This window comes from Flavobacterium sp. ov086, assembly GCF_900187965.1.
GTDB lineage: Bacteria > Bacteroidota > Bacteroidia > Flavobacteriales > Flavobacteriaceae > Flavobacterium.
This window is the reverse complement of the sequence record NZ_FZNL01000021.1, coordinates 1-17,776: the sequence shown is the minus strand read 5'-3', so window position 1 is coordinate 17,776 and position 17,776 is coordinate 1. Positions and strand designations below refer to the sequence as shown.

The following is a 17,776-nucleotide window of genomic DNA, read 5'->3' as shown; positions in this document are numbered from 1 at the left end:
ACAATGTTGTGTACTGGCTAAGGAGGATGTTAATGGCACTAAGGGGCTAGTGGGTTATGTCGTATTGGAAGATACATTAGACAAAGAAGCTTTACAGGAACAATTAAAGCTAAGCTTACCGGAGTATATGGTTCCTATGATCTGGGTTGCATTAGAAGTAATGCCATTAACCAGTAATGGGAAGCTGGATAAAAAGGCTTTACCGGATCCGGATGGTTCAGAATTATCAAGCAAAGAATATGTAGCACCACGTAATGAAACGGAAGAACAGTTAGCTGTAATCTGGCAGGAAATATTACGAGTTGATAAAATCGGAATTCATGATAACTTTTTTGAATTAGGTGGTCATAGTTTATTGGTTATAAAATTAGTTTCCCTCATTAATGAAGTATTCTCTATAGATATCAGTATTAATATGGTCTTTGAATACTCAACGATTTCTGAGTTTGTTGATAATATGCATTCAGTGAATCATTTTAAAAATAGTCTTATGGTTCCTTTACAAGAAAAAGGAACTCTAAATGCTTTATATCTAACTCCACCAGGGAGCGGAACAGTTAATTGCTATATTGAACTGACAAAACGATTAGGAAAAGATCAACCTGTTTATGCATTTCAATGTTCAGGATTATATGGAGAAGCTCCAATTTCAAAATCTATTGAAGAAATGGCCTCAGGGTTTATTACAGAAATGCAAAAAAAGGATCCGCATGGCCCTTATCGACTTGGAGGATATTCATTTGGAGCGACCGTAGCTTATGAAATGGCAGTGCAATTACGAAATGACGGATTTCACGTCGAAGAACTAGTGATTTTTGATGGAAGAGTTTCATTTGAAGATAATAGTAAAATTGATGAAGACAAATTATTTCGGGAATTTTTAGAAAACCAAACAGAGGTATTTGGGGAAGACTTTAATTTTTCAGATTTAGCTCTTGAAGATAAATCTAAAGAAGAACAACTCGAAACAGTGAGTAAATTGCTAAGGGAGTCAGAATTTAAACTAAGAGAGAAGGAAGTAAAAGGACGTTTAGAAGTTAATTTCTACAATGAAAATTGTTCCTATTTATACAAGGTAGAAGAAAAACTAAATACACAAGTTATTTTGTTTAAAACAACATATGCAGATTTGGATGGAAAAATAGTTTTTAACGATGATGATGTTTATGGATTTGACTATGGGTGGAATAAATATACTAATAAAGAAGTAATAGTACATCCAATATCTACAACCCATGATGCAATTTTAAATAGAGAAAATGCTGAGCAAATCGCATGTATCTTAAAAACAGTAAGTAATAATAATTAAGCAAATAATTTTAAAAAGTAAAAATACATGGAATTTGGAATTATGTTTTTCGCTAGTAGTGAAGATTCCTTATCGGGAAATATTTATGATTTGGTAAAAAAGTGCGCCATTTATGGTGATGAAAATAATTTCTCATCTATTTGGGTTCCAGAACGTCACTTTACAGAATTTGGAGGAATATTTAATAATCCGGCAGTACTTCAAGCAGCTCTGGCAAGTATAACCACAAGAATAAGATTAAATAGTGGAAGTGTAGTTATGGCACTTCACGATCCCATACGTGTGGCAGAAGAATGGGCAATGGTTGATAATTTATCTAATGGACGTGTTGGATTATCAGTGGCTTCAGGATGGAATCCAGATGATTTTGTTTTTTTCTCGCAAAATTATAAAGACAAACATAAGGTAATGTATGAAGGAATATCCACAGTTAAAAAGTTATGGAGAGGAGAATCTATAGAGCGATTAAGTGGTAATGGGAAAAAGGTAGATGTCAAAATATATCCATCTACAGTCCAAAAAGAAGTGCCATTTTATCTAACGGTAAGTGCAAATTCTGAAGGATTTAAAAATGCAGGAAAATTAGGATTTAATATCCTGACTTCAGTTCTAGATCAAACAGTGGAAGAGTTGTCAGAAAAAATAGACCTCTATAGACAAGCACGTAGAGAAAACGGTTTTGATCCTAAAACAGGTAAAGTTACCTTGATGTTGCACACATTTATTGGGTTAGATAATGAAGCTATAAAAGAGGAAGCAAGAAAACCGTACTGTAATTTTTTAAAACGAAATAAAAAATTATTTGAAGGAATGGCCTATAATAGAGATAGTGATTTTTCATTGGATTCTTTGTCAGAAGAAGATTTGGATGATTTTTTGAATTTTCTATATGAAAGATTTGCTAATACCAAAGGATTAATAGGCAGTAAAGAAGCGTGCATGGATATGGTGCGAAAAACAGAAGAGGCAGGAGTAGATGAAATAGCCTGCTTGCTTGATTTTGGTCCGCCATCTGATAGAATATTGGAAAATTTAAAGTACATAACTGAATTAAAGCAATCCTGCTAAAATATTCGGTAATGTATTAGACATGTTGGTGGTCAATTCTTAGATCTTGCATCTGCAGATCAGGAATTTATATAGTATCGCACAAACAAAAAAAGAATCTTCGGGTTGTTTTTTTGTTCTCCAATTGTGTCTGTAGTGCAGACACAATTGGATTGATGCCGGAGTAGCTGTGTTTTTAGTAATGCAGAGCTAACTTTAAAACCAAATTAGGAAAACCTTACTAGTAATAATAAATAAGCAAATAATTTAAAAAATTTAAAAAAATGGATAAAAGTCAAATCGAAAGCTATAAAGAGAATGGTTATATTATACTTGAAAAAATGTTTACTCCCGAGGAAGTGAATAAATACAAGAATGAAATATCTTATTTTGAAGATAAAAAAAAATTACCAAATGTTATTTGTGAGGATAATAAAATCCGTTCGATATTTGCGCCTCATATGGATTCTCAAGTATATGCAGACTTATACAAAGACTCAAGATTATTGAATGTAGCTCAAAAATTAGTAAAAGAAAATTTATATTTATATCAATATAAATTAAACCTTAAAGAGCCATTTTTAGGAAAATGGTGGGAGTGGCATCAGGATTATCCCTATTGGCACTTCGATGATGGAGTGGCATCTCCAGATATGACTTCTGCAATGATTTATTTAGATGATGCAAAATCCTTTCAAGGTCCTTTAATGGTTATTCCTGGATCACATAAAGAAGGTATAGCAAAATTTAAAGAGAAAAATACTCTTGATAAAAATGATATATTAAATTCACTTAGTTCAAACTTAAAATTTACTGTTGATGATAGCATTGTTAAGGCATATGCGGACCAAAACGGTATTGAGGTTTTAGAACTTAAAGCTGGATCAGTTGTTTTTTTTCATCCCAATTTGTTTCATGCTTCTACAGGTAATCTTTCTCCATATGAGAGAGATACGGTCATAATAACTTATAATAGTATTAATAACTTACCGGTTTCAGAAAATAAGAGACCTGATTATATTTGCTCTACGGACAATAGTGTTTTGACTGAAAGTGATGAATTGTGTAATTTATAATTTATTTCCATTCTAGAAAAACGATATAGATTAATGAGGTAATGTATCAGATGTGTTGGTGGTTAATTATTGCATCTAACATTTACAGAAAATCAGATATTTATATTAATATCGCATAAAAATTAAAACAGCCTTTGGGCTGTTTTTTTATTTTATAATGCCTTAAATCGAAAAAAATGGAGTCAAACCAGACTAGGTGTTACAGCTGTGTTGATGATATTCGAAAGATGATAAAGTATGGAAAGACAAAGTTTGGTAATCAAAGATATATTTGCAGAGCATGCGGAAAAACTAGAGTTGAAAATTATGCATATCTGGCTTATAAAGGAGATATAAATTAAAATATTATTCAATTAACTAAAGAAGGTTTGGGAATAAGAAGTACGGCAAGAATATTGAAAATATCAACGACAACATTATTAAAAAGAATCGTTTTTATCGCCCGCAATATTACTAAGCCAATTATCAGCAAAGGCAAAACTTATGAAGTCGATGAGCTGTGCACTTATATAAGACACAAGAAAAATTATATCTGGCTGGTTTATGCATTGGAAAAGAATTCTAAAACAGTTGTGAATTTTAATGTTGGAAAACGAACCAATAAAACTCTAAGCCGAGTTCTGGAAACTTTAAAATTATCTGACGCGAAAAAGATATTTACGGACAGATTAAAAAACTACAGATATTTGATTGACGAGAAACTGCATTCGGTAAAACGTGTTGGTTTATAGGCTTTTGTAAATTGTTTTATTGATCGTTTTAAATAATAAAACAAAAGTAATTTATTATTTAATAAAAATAACTGCCTTTTTGATTATTATTAGTTTTTTTGTCTGAAGCTACCTCATTAATATACCATAGTTTTTGTGACAGATTATGAGGAAGTTTCATCGTTAACCTCTTTTCATGTTTTCTAAAAAAACGTCTTAGTAGTTTGTGGCAAAAAAGGTGTCCTTTATATTGATAGTAGATTTTAAAACTGCAATTTCTTTAAAACAGGAATTGCATCTTCTGCGTATTACACTAGTAATACTTATAAAGCAACGACAAACGGAAAGATTATTCAGTTAGCCAAGGAAGAGTTAAGAATAGGAGTTACTGCGGGAATACTAAAAAAAATCAACCACAATATTATTAAAAAGAATTGCGTCAATTTTTATAAATAAGTAGTTTTTTTATGGGATTAGATGCTAAATATCTATAAAATTAGCTTATAATTGTAGTTTCTTCTAAAAATCAAAAAGCGTTTTATTTTGAAATATTTTATTCTCTATTTTATATTGTTATCTGGTTTTCCTACTATTGGCTATTCACAAGATTATGCTGTTAAATTTCTTGATATTTCTAATGGTTTGTCTCATAATTCGATAAGATCAATATTTCAGGATAGTGATGGTTATATATGGTTTGGTACATACGACGGATTGAATAGATATGATGGCTATAATTTTAAAGTTTACCGAAATAGGATTAACGATAAAAAGTCATTACGATTTAATAATATTTATTATATAGAGGGAGATTCTAAAAAAAATATTTGGGTTGGAGGCGCAAATGGAGTTTGCGTTTATAATAAAACGGATGCGTCATTTCACCCTGTTGAATATGTTTTTACTAATAATAAACCAAAAGTATTAAAGGATATTATTCGTCAGATACGATCAGTTTATAAACAGGATGTATTAGTTGGTACGCAAAATTTAGGCTTGCTTGTTTTTCAAAATGGATCATTTACAGGTAAAAATATACCCTTAGAAGGATTAAATAACAAAGAGATTAAATATAAATATGATGCCGGGGTTCTTGAAGATGTAGCTCTGGAAGGTTATTGCTGGGTATATGTTAGAAATATTGGTCTTTGTAAATATAATTACAACTCTCGAAAGTTAAAAGTCATATATCCATTATCGATGGAAATAAAATGTATGAAGGTTTCTTTAGATCATAATCTTTGGCTGGGCACAGATGAAGGTCTGTTTCTTCTTGACACCAAATCAGGTTCACTTTCACCAAATTATTTTTCGGATAAATGTATTGTTACGGATATTCTTTTAGATGAAAAAAAAGAAATGTGGCTGACTACAGATGGTTGTGGTATTTATAAAGTAGTGGGTGAAAATAAAAAAGCTGTAGCCTATAATTCTGTGCAGGATAACCAACTTCTAAAAAGTAATTCTATAGAGTGTTTGTATGAAGATACAACAGGAAATATATGGATTGGAACGCTGCGGGGCGGCATAAGCATGTTGAGTAACGTGCCTAAATATTTTAAAAGTATTCGATATAATGCGATGGGTAATGACCCTACGGAGAACTTTATTTTGTCATTTTGCGAAGATGAAAAGAAAAATATATGGATAGGTACTGATGGTGCAGGTCTGAAGTATTGGGACAGAAAGAATAATTCGTATATAAAATATCCCAATAAACTGTCAAGTGGTTTTATTACAAGTATTATAAGAGACGATAGTAATAATGATATTTGGTTGTCAACCTGGGCAGGTGGTGTAAATCGTATTAAGTCGGATCATACTGTAACTCATTATTCTTGTTATAATCCATATATGAAGCATATTGAGAAAAACATATGGTTTGTTTATAAGGATTCTAAGGGACATATTTGGGCGAGTGCTACTAATGAAGGTTCTTTATATGTCTTTGATAAGACCAAAAATAGTTTTGTAATATTTGATAAAAGAATTGATAATTTACAATGTCTTACAGAAACTAGCGATGGTAAACTCTGGGGAGGAAATTACACCTCTTTGATTGTTATTGATAAAGAAAAAAGAAAATTTAGTAAGATCAGTGTCAGTAATCCCATTAGATGTATACTGGAGGATAAAAGCAAAAATCTTTGGGTTGGTACTCAGGAAGGAGGGTTATTACTATTTGACAGGAAGACAAAAACTTTTAAACGATTATCTACAGACGATGGTTTGCCTTCAAACACAATTTTAAGATTACTCGAAGACAAAAATGGAAATTTATGGATGAGTACTTACAATGGTATTTGCAGATTTGACTGGAAAAGGAAAATATTCAGGAATTTTTCAGTAAATGATGGGCTTCAAAGTAATCAGTTTAGTTTTAATGCCGGGTTGAAATTATCTACAGGCGAATTTCTATTTGGAGGAATAAATGGATTTAATGTTTTTTCTCCTGAAAAGATTAAAGAACTCCATCAAGAGAATAACGTATTACTCTCAGATTTTTATGTAAACAATCAGCCTATTGAAGAAAGTAAAAATGAACTAATCTCAGAGTGGGATTTCGGTAAAATCAAAATGGTAAAATTGCCATACGATGAAACTACCTTATCAATAGATTTTGTCGCTTTGGATTATAATAATGCTGATAAAATAAAATATGCTTACTACTTAGACGGCTGGGACAATCATTGGAATTATGTGGGACAAATACGAAAAGCAAATTATTCGAGATTGCCGGAAGGAGAATATATTTTTAAAGTAAAGACAACCAATTTTAAGGGAGGCTGGAATCAGGAAAAAAATCTCATTACAATAGTTGTTATGCCACCGTGGTATAGAGCTTGGTGGGCCTATGTCTTATATTTATTTGCTATTGTCGCAGTTGTGTTTGCATACATAAAATACAATAAAAATAAAGAAGAATTAAAGTATAAAGTAAAAATTGCTGAATTAGAAGGTAAGAAAGAAAAGGAAATTGCTGAGAAGCAATCTTCAATGTTTACTTATATCTCGCATGAGTTTCGTACACCGCTTTCGCTGATTATAAATCCGCTGAAAAAAGCAGTTCAAAAAGAAAGTGTGCAAAATGGCTCTTCAGGGAGCGATTTAGCGATTGCGCATAGAAATGCACGAAGACTTCTGAGTTTGGTAGATCAGTTATTGCTTTTTCGTAAAGCCGAAAACGATGCGGATTCCCTTAGATTGTCAACTATTAATGTAAATAGTCTTTGTAATGAAGTATATCAATGTTTTGTAAATCAAGCAAAAGACAAGAACATCATGTACGATTTTAGTGTGCCGGATCATACTATTGAAATCATTGGAGATTATGAGAAAATTGAAATTTCCTTATTTAATTTAATGTCTAATGCTTTTAAGTATACTTCTAAAGGAGGCGAAATTAAGCTAAAACTTACTGAAAATGATTCTGAAGTTATCCTTGAAATTGCTGATAATGGTAAGGGAATCGAAGAAAAGAATATGGAGGTTATATTCGAAAAATTCAAGCAAATAAATTCCAAAGTATCTGTTGGAACTGGTTTTGGAATTGGATTGTATATAGTAAAATATTTTGTCGAAAAACATAAAGGAGTTGTAAGTTGTGCAAGTGAAATTGGAAAAGGAAGTGTATTTAAATTGACATTCTTAAAAGGAGGAAATCATTTTGAAGATGCAGAAATTACCAATTTAGCTCCTCAAAGAAGTCAATTACTTAATGAGCTACTTGCTGATGAAATGGATGAGGATAATAATTCGTTTTCAGCCGCTGTTTCAGAAAATGATTTTCAGAAAATAATGCTTACGGATAAACGTACCGTTTTAATTATTGATGATAATGCTGAAATAAGAAACTATCTGATCAAATTGTTTTCTGATTTATACATCGTTTATAACGCAGAAAATGGAGAAGAAGGTTTAAAATTGACTAAAATTCACATGCCGGATTTAGTAATCAGTGATATTGCAATGGAGGAGTTAGATGGTTTGGAGCTGTGTCGAAAAATCAAGGAAAATCCTGCTTTATGTCATATTCCGGTTATTTTATTAACGGCATCAAAAAATCCCGAAACACATCTTCAGGGAATAAACGATGGAGCTGATGATTATATTACGAAACCATTTGACGACGACATGCTTGTGGCGCGCGTAGAATCTTTATTAAAGAATAGAAGTAATTTGCGTAAATACTTTTTAGACAGTATAACTCTTAAAGAAAATAATCAGAAAGTTCCGGTTGAATATCAGGAAATGTTAAAGAAATGCATTGAGATTGTGGAGTCAAATATTCATAAAAGAGATTTTAAAATCAAAAATTTTGCACTCGAAATGGGAATGAGCCACAGTATGTTGTATACTAAAATCAAAATCATTTCCGGACAAACCTTAAACTCCTTTATTCGTTCTGTTCGCCTTAGAAGAGCAGCAATGTTGATGTTAACAAAAGATATTAATATTACTCAGGCAAGTGCCGAAGTTGGTTTTGAAGACCCGAAGTATTTCAGGCAACAATTTGTAAAACTTTTTGGAATGACACCTTCTGAATATATTAAAAAATACAAGAATTCTTTTAATGCTGATACGAATATTGTCAAATAATCTTCGTGTATTCTTCTTTCAGGTGTATTTGTTGTCATTTTAGAATACTGCCTATTTAAGGGAGTAATTTTTTTTTACAGTCAAGTATGGAGTATTCAATTTAATTCTGATAGTTATTCCTACTGTTTCTTTTGGATCATTACTCCTTAGGAAGGTTTTACTGTAGTTTGAGTTTATTGTTAAAATCTAAGTTTACTTGTGATTTTTGTTAAATGAATTTATGCAGTCTGTATATTATTAATGAAAATAGAGCACTTAAATTGTTTATTTGGTAATTATTATTAATGTAAAAAATATTCAGTATTTTTTTATAGTCGCATTTTTTTTAACTTAAAAAAGAGTAATTATGAATTTAACCTTCTTTTTTCGTGAATTTACCCCCCTTAAATGCTTTTGACTCCACATTACTTTGCATTTATAAATAGGACAGATACAATTGAAACAACACTCTTAGAAAAGCAATCGAAAAGAGATTCTTATTAGTGTAATTTATTTCCCATTGAAGTATAAACGTTTTTTATAACATGGAAATAATACTAAAAAGATATATTGAAGAAAATCATTAATTGTGCAGATTTCCTATAAATGATTTACCAGAAATTCACTTAATAAATGGAATAAAATAAAACGCTATTTGTATGATTTGAAATCCTCAATCCAGTTTATCATCAAAAGAGCCATTATTTTTTCTTTATACAGGGAATGCTATAATAACTATTAACCAAACCAATTTTTAAACTATGAATTTATGAAAAAAAAGAATGTAAATCGAATGAAAAATTTAAGATTTTTCATTGAATCGAAGCTCGTATTGTCGATTTTTACCTTGATGGCATGTGTTGGTATGCAAGCACAAAGTGTAATTACAGGAACAATTCGAGACGGTAAAACAGCACAAAAAATCCCTGGTGTTACAGTGACGGTCAAAGGAACTACGAACGCAGCTATAACTGATTTTGATGGGACTTATAAATTAAATGTAACCAGTCCAAAAGAAAAATTAGTTTTCTCATACATTGGCTATACTACAATTGAGGAAGTAATAAATGGCAGATCTGTTATAGATATTTCATTAAATGAAGAAAGTAATGCATTAAATGAAGTTGTTATAATTGGGTATGGCACTGTCAAAAAAAGTAATACTACCGGTGCTATAAGCAGTTTAAAAGCGAAACAGCTTGACGCTCAAAGCAATACCAATTTGGGTAGTGCTATTCAGGGTAAGGTTGCCGGAGTTTCTGTAGAAGCAGCAGGAGGTAGCCCGGGTTCTGGCACAAGAATTCAAATAAGAGGAGCAGGTTCATTAAACAATAATACACCATTGATTTTGGTAGATGATATTCAGGTTGCCTCTATGAATAGCTTAAGTCCAAGTGATATCGAATCTATCGAAGTTTTAAAAGATGCCGCTGCGGCTGCAATTTATGGCTCGAGAGCTGCAAATGGAGTAATTATTATTACAACAAAGAGTGGAAAAAAAGGAGATGTCAAAGTTAGTTTAGATGTTTTTGGTGGTTTTGCAAGCGTAACAAAACAATTAAGTTTATTGAATCAGGAAGAGTGGTCAAGAGTAAGTAATGCAGCATATGCGGCAGCCGGAAAAACACCATTGCCTATTTCTCTTAATCCTGAAATTGGCGGAGCCGGAGTAAATTACCAGAATGAAATTTTTAGAACAGCACCAACTCAAAACTATTCTTTAGGATTTTCCGGAGGGTCTGATAATTTAAAATATAATATGTCATTAAATTATTTTAATCAGGATGGTATAATCAAAGAAACCAGTTATGATCGTTTCAATATGAGAGTGAAATCAGATTATAAAAAAGGAATTTTTAAAATTGGAGAAACAATTTTGTTAACCAAAGAAAAAAGGAAAGAATTGCCGGGTGTTCCAGGACAAGGAAGTAATGTTTTAGGATCGGCTATTGAAATGATTCCTGGTTTTGCCGTTTATAATCCAGATGCCATAGGAGGATATGGTGGATCTTCTGGTCCTGTAACGGATATTTTTAATCCAATAGCAGCACTAAACCTTTTTAACGTAACAAGCGATACTTATCAGGCTTTATTAAACACCTATGTTGAAGCTAGCTTTTTGGATAGTTTTAAATATAAACTAAGTATTGGAGCAACAGTATCAGATTATAAAAGAGATAATTATACACCGCGTTATGAGGTTGGAGGATTCTTTAAAAATTTAGATAACGATTTATCTCACCTTGATGAATTTAATCTGTACACTCAGGTAGAAAACACATTGAATTATACAAAATCTTTTGGAAAACATTATATAAATGCTTTGGCGGGATATACGATATATAATAATACTTTCAAATCGGTAACCAGTTCAGTTAGCGGAATACCTGATGGTATCTATACGCTTTCAGGAGCTGTGCAGCCAGCTACTAGTGGCTTCAATACAGAGAGTAATTTGGTTTCGTATTTAGGGCGTGTAATTTATTCTTATGATAGTAAATATACTTTGTCAGCGACCATTAGACGTGACGGATCATCAAGATTTAGTCCAGATAACAAATGGGGAAATTTCCCTTCTGTTTCCGGAGCATGGAGCATTGGTAAAGAGACGTTTTTCAAGAATCTAAAAACTCCAATAACAGACTTGAAACTGCGTGCTAGTTATGGTGTATTAGGAAATCAGGAAATAGGAGATTATCAATATCTGGGATTAATTACTTCAGGAATAAGTTATGGAGTAGGAGAACCAAACACGTTATGGAGCGGTAATATTCAGACCAATTATCCTGCAGTTGGGTTAAAATGGGAATCAACAGCCACTTCAGATTTTGGTTTAGATCTGGATTTATGGGATGGTAAGTTGCAATATACTTTTGATTATTTCAAAAAACAAACATCAGATTTACTTTTAAGAGTCCCAATTCCACTATCTGTAGGGTCAAGTACCAATCCTTATACCAATGCTGGAAATGTATCGAATAAAGGATATGAGATGAGTTTAACTTACAATGAAAAAGTGGGAGAATTTAATTTTAGCGTAACAGGTAACTTTTCAAGTATCAAGAATAATGTCGACGAACTTAGTACAGGAAGTCAGATAATAGAAGGAAGTAAAGGTTCTTTTCATGGATCTCCTGTAACGTATAGTCAAGTTGGATCTCCAATTTATTCCTTTTTTCTAGTTGAAACTGATGGATTATTTAGATCTCAGGCAGAAATTGATTCTTATATTAAAAATGGAAAACCTATTCAGCCAAATGCACAAGTTGGAGATATCAGATACATAGATTATAATGGCGATGGAGAAATTAATGGAGAAGACAGACAATACAAAGGAAGTGCTTTTCCTAAGTTTGAGTATGGGTTGAGATTTCAAGGCGATTGGAAAGGGATTGACTGTACTATAGCTTTACAGGGAACACATGGAAACAAGATTTATAATGGAAATAGAACAGATCTTGAAACAGTAAGAGCAAATACCAACTATTCCAGCGCAACATTAGACTCTTTTACTTTTAATCCAAATTCGAATTTTCCAAGATTGGATATTGATGACAAAAACAATAATGGAGCTGATTACTCTGATCGTTTTCTTGAAGACGGTTCTTATCTTAGAATCAAAACTGTTCAGGTTGGATATACAATACCAAATAGTATAACAAAACAAGCATTTGTCGATAAATGCAGACTTTATTTTGCAGCAGACAACCTTTATACTTTTACTAAATATACAGGTTACAATCCGGATGTTTCTGCAGATGCATTGGGAGGAAGAGGCGTTGATTATAAATCATATCCATTAAGCAAGACTATACTTTTTGGTTTGCAAATTAACTTTTAAATCGATAAAAATGAAAAAGAAATCTATCCTATTATATTTAGTGACGGGACTTGCAACGCTAAGTTCATGTGATACAAACCTTGAATTAGAAAACCCAAGCCAGCTAACAAGTACTTCCTTTTGGAAAACACCCGAGGATCTTGAATCAGGAGTGGCAACTGTTTACAATACTCTTGTAGATAATAATAATGCAGGTTATTGGGAAATACAGGCTATGCAGCTTAAAGAGAACAGAACAGAAAATTTTGTAGCAAGAAATGACGTACAAGATCGTTACGCAGTTTCTTATTATAAGAATGATGCCAGTACAGTCCTGACAGGAGATATATTTAAAGCGCTGTATATTGGAATTTTTCGTGCAAATCAAGTAATTACTTATGCACCACAAATTAAAAATATTAATGAAGTCAAAAGAGAGCAATTAGTCGCAGAAGCTACTTTTCTAAGAGGTTTAAATTATTTCAATTTGGTTAATGAGTTCGGAAGTGTGCCTATAACAACAAGTTTGGTACAAACGCAATCAGATTATTTTAAGTCAAAATCTATTGAAGCCGAAGTTTGGAATCAAGTAATATCCGACTTTCAATTTGCTGCCAATAGTGCTTTGCCGGAAAATTATCCTGCAACGCTTAGAGGGAGAGTGACAAAAAATGCAGCAATTGCCTTTTTGGGTAAAACCTATTTGTACATGAAAGATTGGGCAAAAGCCGAAGAACAATTTAATAAACTAGTAAGTAATGAAGGTTCAAATGGATATGGACTTCTTGATAATTATTCTGAATTATTTGATGGTAAACATGAAAACAGCAAAGAATCTGTTTTTGAAATTCAGTTTAGCAAAGTAGGAGGTTCTACTATTTGGGGAGGAACACCGGCAGAAAGAACCAGAGCAACAACTATGGCACAGGAATGTGCGCCTGGAGAAGTGGGTGGCTGGAATGAATTATTACCGACCACGGTATTGTTAAATGCAATGACGCAAGAGAAGACCGTAACCGGTGATTTTGACCCAAGAGCTTTGGCTACTTTGGCATGGAATTATCCTGGTTGTATTTTTTATAATTCAAATTTTGCATCGAAGTTTGGAGCAAATGCCATTTGGATTAGAAAAAATCAAAATTGGTGGAATAATGATGAAGGGGATTGGAAATCTGAATTGAATGAATATGCAATGCGTTACGCAGATGTTCTTTTGATGCTTGCAGAAGCCAAAACGATGCAAGGAAAAGTTCCTGAAGCTATACCACTGGTGAAAAGAATTAGAGATAGAGCAAAATTGCCTGATATTTCGATGACAGGCTGGACTAAAGATCAAATGATGGCGGAAATTATGCATCAAAGAAATGTTGAGTTTGCTCGCGAAGGGCTCCACTTTTTTGATTTAAGAAGATGGGGAACTTTAGAAACCGTAATCAAAACAAGTCAGGTAGGCGGATACCAGCTTTTTACACCTAAATTCTCGTATTACCCAATTCCACAAAGCGAATTGAATAATAACCCAAATATGACCCAAAATGCACCTTGGTAAGTGATTTGTTTAATTAGTTAGTTTTTGTAAGTGTTTGACAAATGATTGATTGGTTAGCAATCATTTGTCATTACTTATAATTTATTTAGAATAAATTTTATATGAAAAAAAATAAATTTTTAGCTTTTATTGCCTTGGTTTCTTCATTATTTGTGAATGCACAATCAGCAACAAGTAATGATTGGGAAAATCCGGCTATATTTCAAATAAATCGAGAACCTGCCCGGGCAGCATTCTTGCCATATGCTGATGAAGCTTCTGCTATTGCAGATGACTATGCCCGTTCTCCATGGTTTTTAACTTTAGATGGAAAATGGAAATTTAACTGGTCGCCTACACCGGATGAAAGACCAAAGGATTTCTTTGAAACCGACTTTAATACGACCAACTGGAAAGAAATTACAGTTCCTTCCAACTGGGAATTAATGGGGTATGGAATTCCTATTTACACCAACATTACTTATCCATTTGTCAAAAATCCGCCTTTTATTGCTCATACAGATAATCCTGTGGGGTCTTACCGACGTACTTTCGAATTGCCGGAAAATTGGAACGAACGACGTGTTTATCTTCACTTTGAAGCAGGAACTTCGGCGATGTATATTTGGGTAAATGGAGAAAAAGTAGGCTATAGTGAGAATACCAAAAGTCCAACGGAGTTTGATATTACAAAATACGTAAAAGTGGGCAAAAATCAGGTAGCTGTTGAGGTGTATCGCTGGAGCGATGGTTCGTATTTAGAGGATCAGGATTTTTGGCGTTTGTCAGGAATCGATCGCAATGTGTACCTTTATAGCACGTCTAATACTCGTATAGCAGATTTCTTTGCACGTCCTGATCTTGATGCATCTTATAAAAACGGAAGTTTGTCAGTGGATGTTAAGTTAAAGAACATGAATAATGTGGCTAAAAACAATCAATCAGTTGAAGCTAAATTAGTTGATGCAACAGGAAAGGAAGTCTTCAGGAAAAACATAAACATAAATTTAGGAGCTAATTCAATTGAATCAGGAACAGTTACCCAAAACGTTACTGCACCTAAATTATGGAGTAATGAAACGCCAAATTTATATACTTTACTACTGACATTAAAGGATGAAAACGGAAAGTTTATTGAAACCGTTTCGACAAAAATCGGGTTTAGAAAAGTAGAATTAAAAAATGGTCAGTTATTAGTAAATGGCATTCGTATTATGGTTCATGGAGTAAATATTCATGAGCACAATCCTAAAACCGGGCATTATCAGGATGAAGAAACGATGATGAAAGACATCAGAATGATGAAGCAGTTAAATATTAATGCGGTACGATGCAGCCATTATCCAAATAACTTATTATGGGTAAAATTATGCAACAAATATGGTTTATTCCTGGTTGATGAGGCAAATATTGAAACACATGGAATGGGGGCTGAATTACAAGGTTCTTTTGATAAGACAAAACATCCTGCTTACCTTCCGGAATGGAAAGCAGCCCATATGGATCGTATTTACAGCTTAGTGGAACGGGATAAAAATCAGCCTTCTGTTATACTGTGGTCTCTGGGTAATGAATGTGGAAACGGACCTGTTTTTCATGAAGCTTATAGCTGGATAAAAAACAGAGATAAAACCCGATTGGTTCAATTTGAGCAAGCAGGTGAACAGGAAAATACGGATATAGTTTGCCCTATGTATCCAACAATTGATTACATGAAAGAATATGCCACTCGTAAGGATGTAAAACGCCCATTTATCATGTGTGAATATGCTCATGCGATGGGAAATAGTAGTGGTAATTTTCAGGAATATTGGGATATTATTCGCAGTAGCAACAACATGCAAGGCGGATTTATTTGGGATTGGGTCGATCAGGGATTTGAGATGACAGATGAAGTGGGACGAAAATACTGGACCTATGGCGGAGATATGGGAAGTCAAAATTATACCAATGACGAAAATTTTTGTCACAACGGATTAGTGTGGCCGGATCGCACGCCTCATCCGGGTGCTTTTGAAGTAAAAAAAGTATATCAGGACATTCTGTTTAAAGCTATTGATTTGAATAAAGGAATTATTGAGGTAGAAAACGGATTTGGTTACACAAATCTTGATAAGTATCTTTTTAAATATGAGGTTTTAGAAAACGGATCGATTATCAAAACAGGAACCGTCGCGATACAGCTAAAACCACTATCTAAGAAAAACATTCAGCTTGGATTACCAAAATTAGAATCAAAAGACGGCGTTGAATATCTGTTGAATATTTATGCTTACACCACTGAAGGAACTGAAGTTTTACCGCAAAATTCTGAAGTAGCCCGAGAGCAGTTTTCGCTTAATGAAAGTAAATATTTTGTGAAAGCAGCAGATAAAGGAGCAAAAGCTATCGTTCAGGAAAATAAAGATACTATTACACTTAACGCAGCTGGTGTTGAGGTAACGATAAATAAGAACACCGGATTAATTCAAGATTACAAGTCTAATGGAGAACGTTATTTTAATCATTTACTGACTCCTAATTTCTGGCGTGCACCAACGGATAATGACTTTGGAAATAACATGCCTGTGATAAGTAATGTATGGAGAACTGTAGGTAGAGTTACTAGTTTGAATTCTATTGAAGTTAAAGAAGAGACAGGAAAAACAATTGTGACAGCAAATCTTTTTCTAAAAGATGTTTCATCAGCTTATAGCATTACCTACACAATGAATTCAGATGGGAGTTTAAAGATTCTAAACTCATTTAAAGCAGGAAATAATCCATTGCCTGAAATGCCTCGTTTTGGGATGATATTTACGCTTAAAAAGGAACTGAGTAATTTTAATTATTATGGAAGAGGTCCTTGGGAAAACTATCAGGATAGAAACACATCTTCTTTTAAAGGAATTTATCAAAGTAAAGTGGCAGATCAATATGTTCCCTATACACGCCCCCAGGAAAATGGATACAAAACCGATGTTCGTTGGTTAACGCTAACAGATAATTCTGGAAACGGAATTGAAATAGAAGGGTTGCAGCCTTTAAGCGTAAGTGCGTTACAGAATTATCCGGAAGATTTTGATCCTGGATTGACAAAAAAGTATCGTCATATTAATGATATTACACCGCGAAATGAAGTTGTAGTTTGCGTTGATTTAGCGCAAAGAGGTGTTGGTGGAGATAATAGTTGGGGAACCTTACCGCATGAGCAATATCTATTGAAAAATAAAGAATATAGTTACGGTTTTGTTATTAAACCTAAAAAGAAATAAAAGTAATTTGAATTATTTCACTTCTATTTTGAAAAGCTAAAAATAGAGTGAAATAAATAAAATGGTTTAATTATAAACTACTTAGGGCGGAAAATAGATCAACGCTAAATGTTGTGGAAAAACATAAAATATACTCACTAATTGTTTTTTACCGCAGAGAACGCTAAGTTTTTTTACTCTTAGCTTTGTAAAAGGCAAAGTTCGCAAAGCTTTGTATTGATTTAGCTTTGCGAACTCTATGCTTTCTAAGGCATTCTTAGATAAAAAACTTAGCGTTCTCTGCGGTATTTTTTTTTTTTTTTTTCTCCACAGGTTTTCGTGTTGATCCAATATAAGTGTAATACATATTAGTGAGTTAAAAGCAAAAAAAAAGTCTTCTCAAAAAATGAAAAGACTTTTGTCGGGGTGGCAGGATTCGAACCTGCGGCCTTCCCGCCTTAAGCGGGACGCGATA

The 17,776-nt window shown here is 33.0% G+C and carries 8 protein-coding genes; all 8 read left to right on the top strand.

Annotated elements, in window-relative coordinates; translation table 11 throughout:
• Window positions 1-1,309 (top strand): thioesterase domain-containing protein (locus CHB81_RS20040; RefSeq protein ID WP_254921186.1); only part of this gene is annotated, 1,309 nt, incomplete at its 5' end.
• A 27-nt stretch (window positions 1,310-1,336) separates the two neighbouring features.
• Window positions 1,337-2,377 carry a MupA/Atu3671 family FMN-dependent luciferase-like monooxygenase gene (locus CHB81_RS20035; protein WP_089353620.1) on the top strand — a complete coding sequence of 347 codons (1,041 nt, stop codon included), beginning with the start codon at window positions 1,337-1,339 and terminating at the stop codon, window positions 2,375-2,377.
• 263 nt (window positions 2,378-2,640) lie between these two features.
• A complete protein-coding gene (locus CHB81_RS20030) occupies window positions 2,641-3,432 on the top strand; it encodes a phytanoyl-CoA dioxygenase family protein (RefSeq protein ID WP_089353619.1) in 792 nt (263 codons plus the stop codon).
• Between the two features lie 395 nt (window positions 3,433-3,827).
• Complete coding sequence (locus CHB81_RS27185; protein ID WP_254921185.1) at window positions 3,828-4,163, top strand: IS1 family transposase; 336 nt, start codon at window positions 3,828-3,830, stop codon at window positions 4,161-4,163.
• A 522-nt stretch (window positions 4,164-4,685) separates the two neighbouring features.
• A complete protein-coding gene (locus CHB81_RS20020; protein WP_089353618.1) occupies window positions 4,686-8,741 on the top strand; it encodes a two-component regulator propeller domain-containing protein in 4,056 nt (1,351 codons plus the stop codon).
• Window positions 8,742-9,489: 748 nt separating this feature from the next.
• Entirely contained in the window at window positions 9,490-12,561 is a 3,072-nt protein-coding gene (locus CHB81_RS20015; protein WP_254921184.1) for a TonB-dependent receptor, read from the top strand.
• A gap of 10 nt (window positions 12,562-12,571) precedes the next feature.
• Window positions 12,572-14,089, top strand: a complete 1,518-nt coding sequence (locus CHB81_RS20010; RefSeq protein ID WP_089353617.1) for a RagB/SusD family nutrient uptake outer membrane protein — start codon at window positions 12,572-12,574, stop codon at window positions 14,087-14,089.
• 101 nt (window positions 14,090-14,190) lie between these two features.
• Window positions 14,191-17,322: a glycoside hydrolase family 2 TIM barrel-domain containing protein gene (locus CHB81_RS20005; RefSeq protein WP_089353616.1), complete on the top strand. Its 3,132-nt coding sequence runs from the start codon at window positions 14,191-14,193 to the stop codon at window positions 17,320-17,322.
• Window positions 17,323-17,776 lie beyond the last annotated feature (454 nt).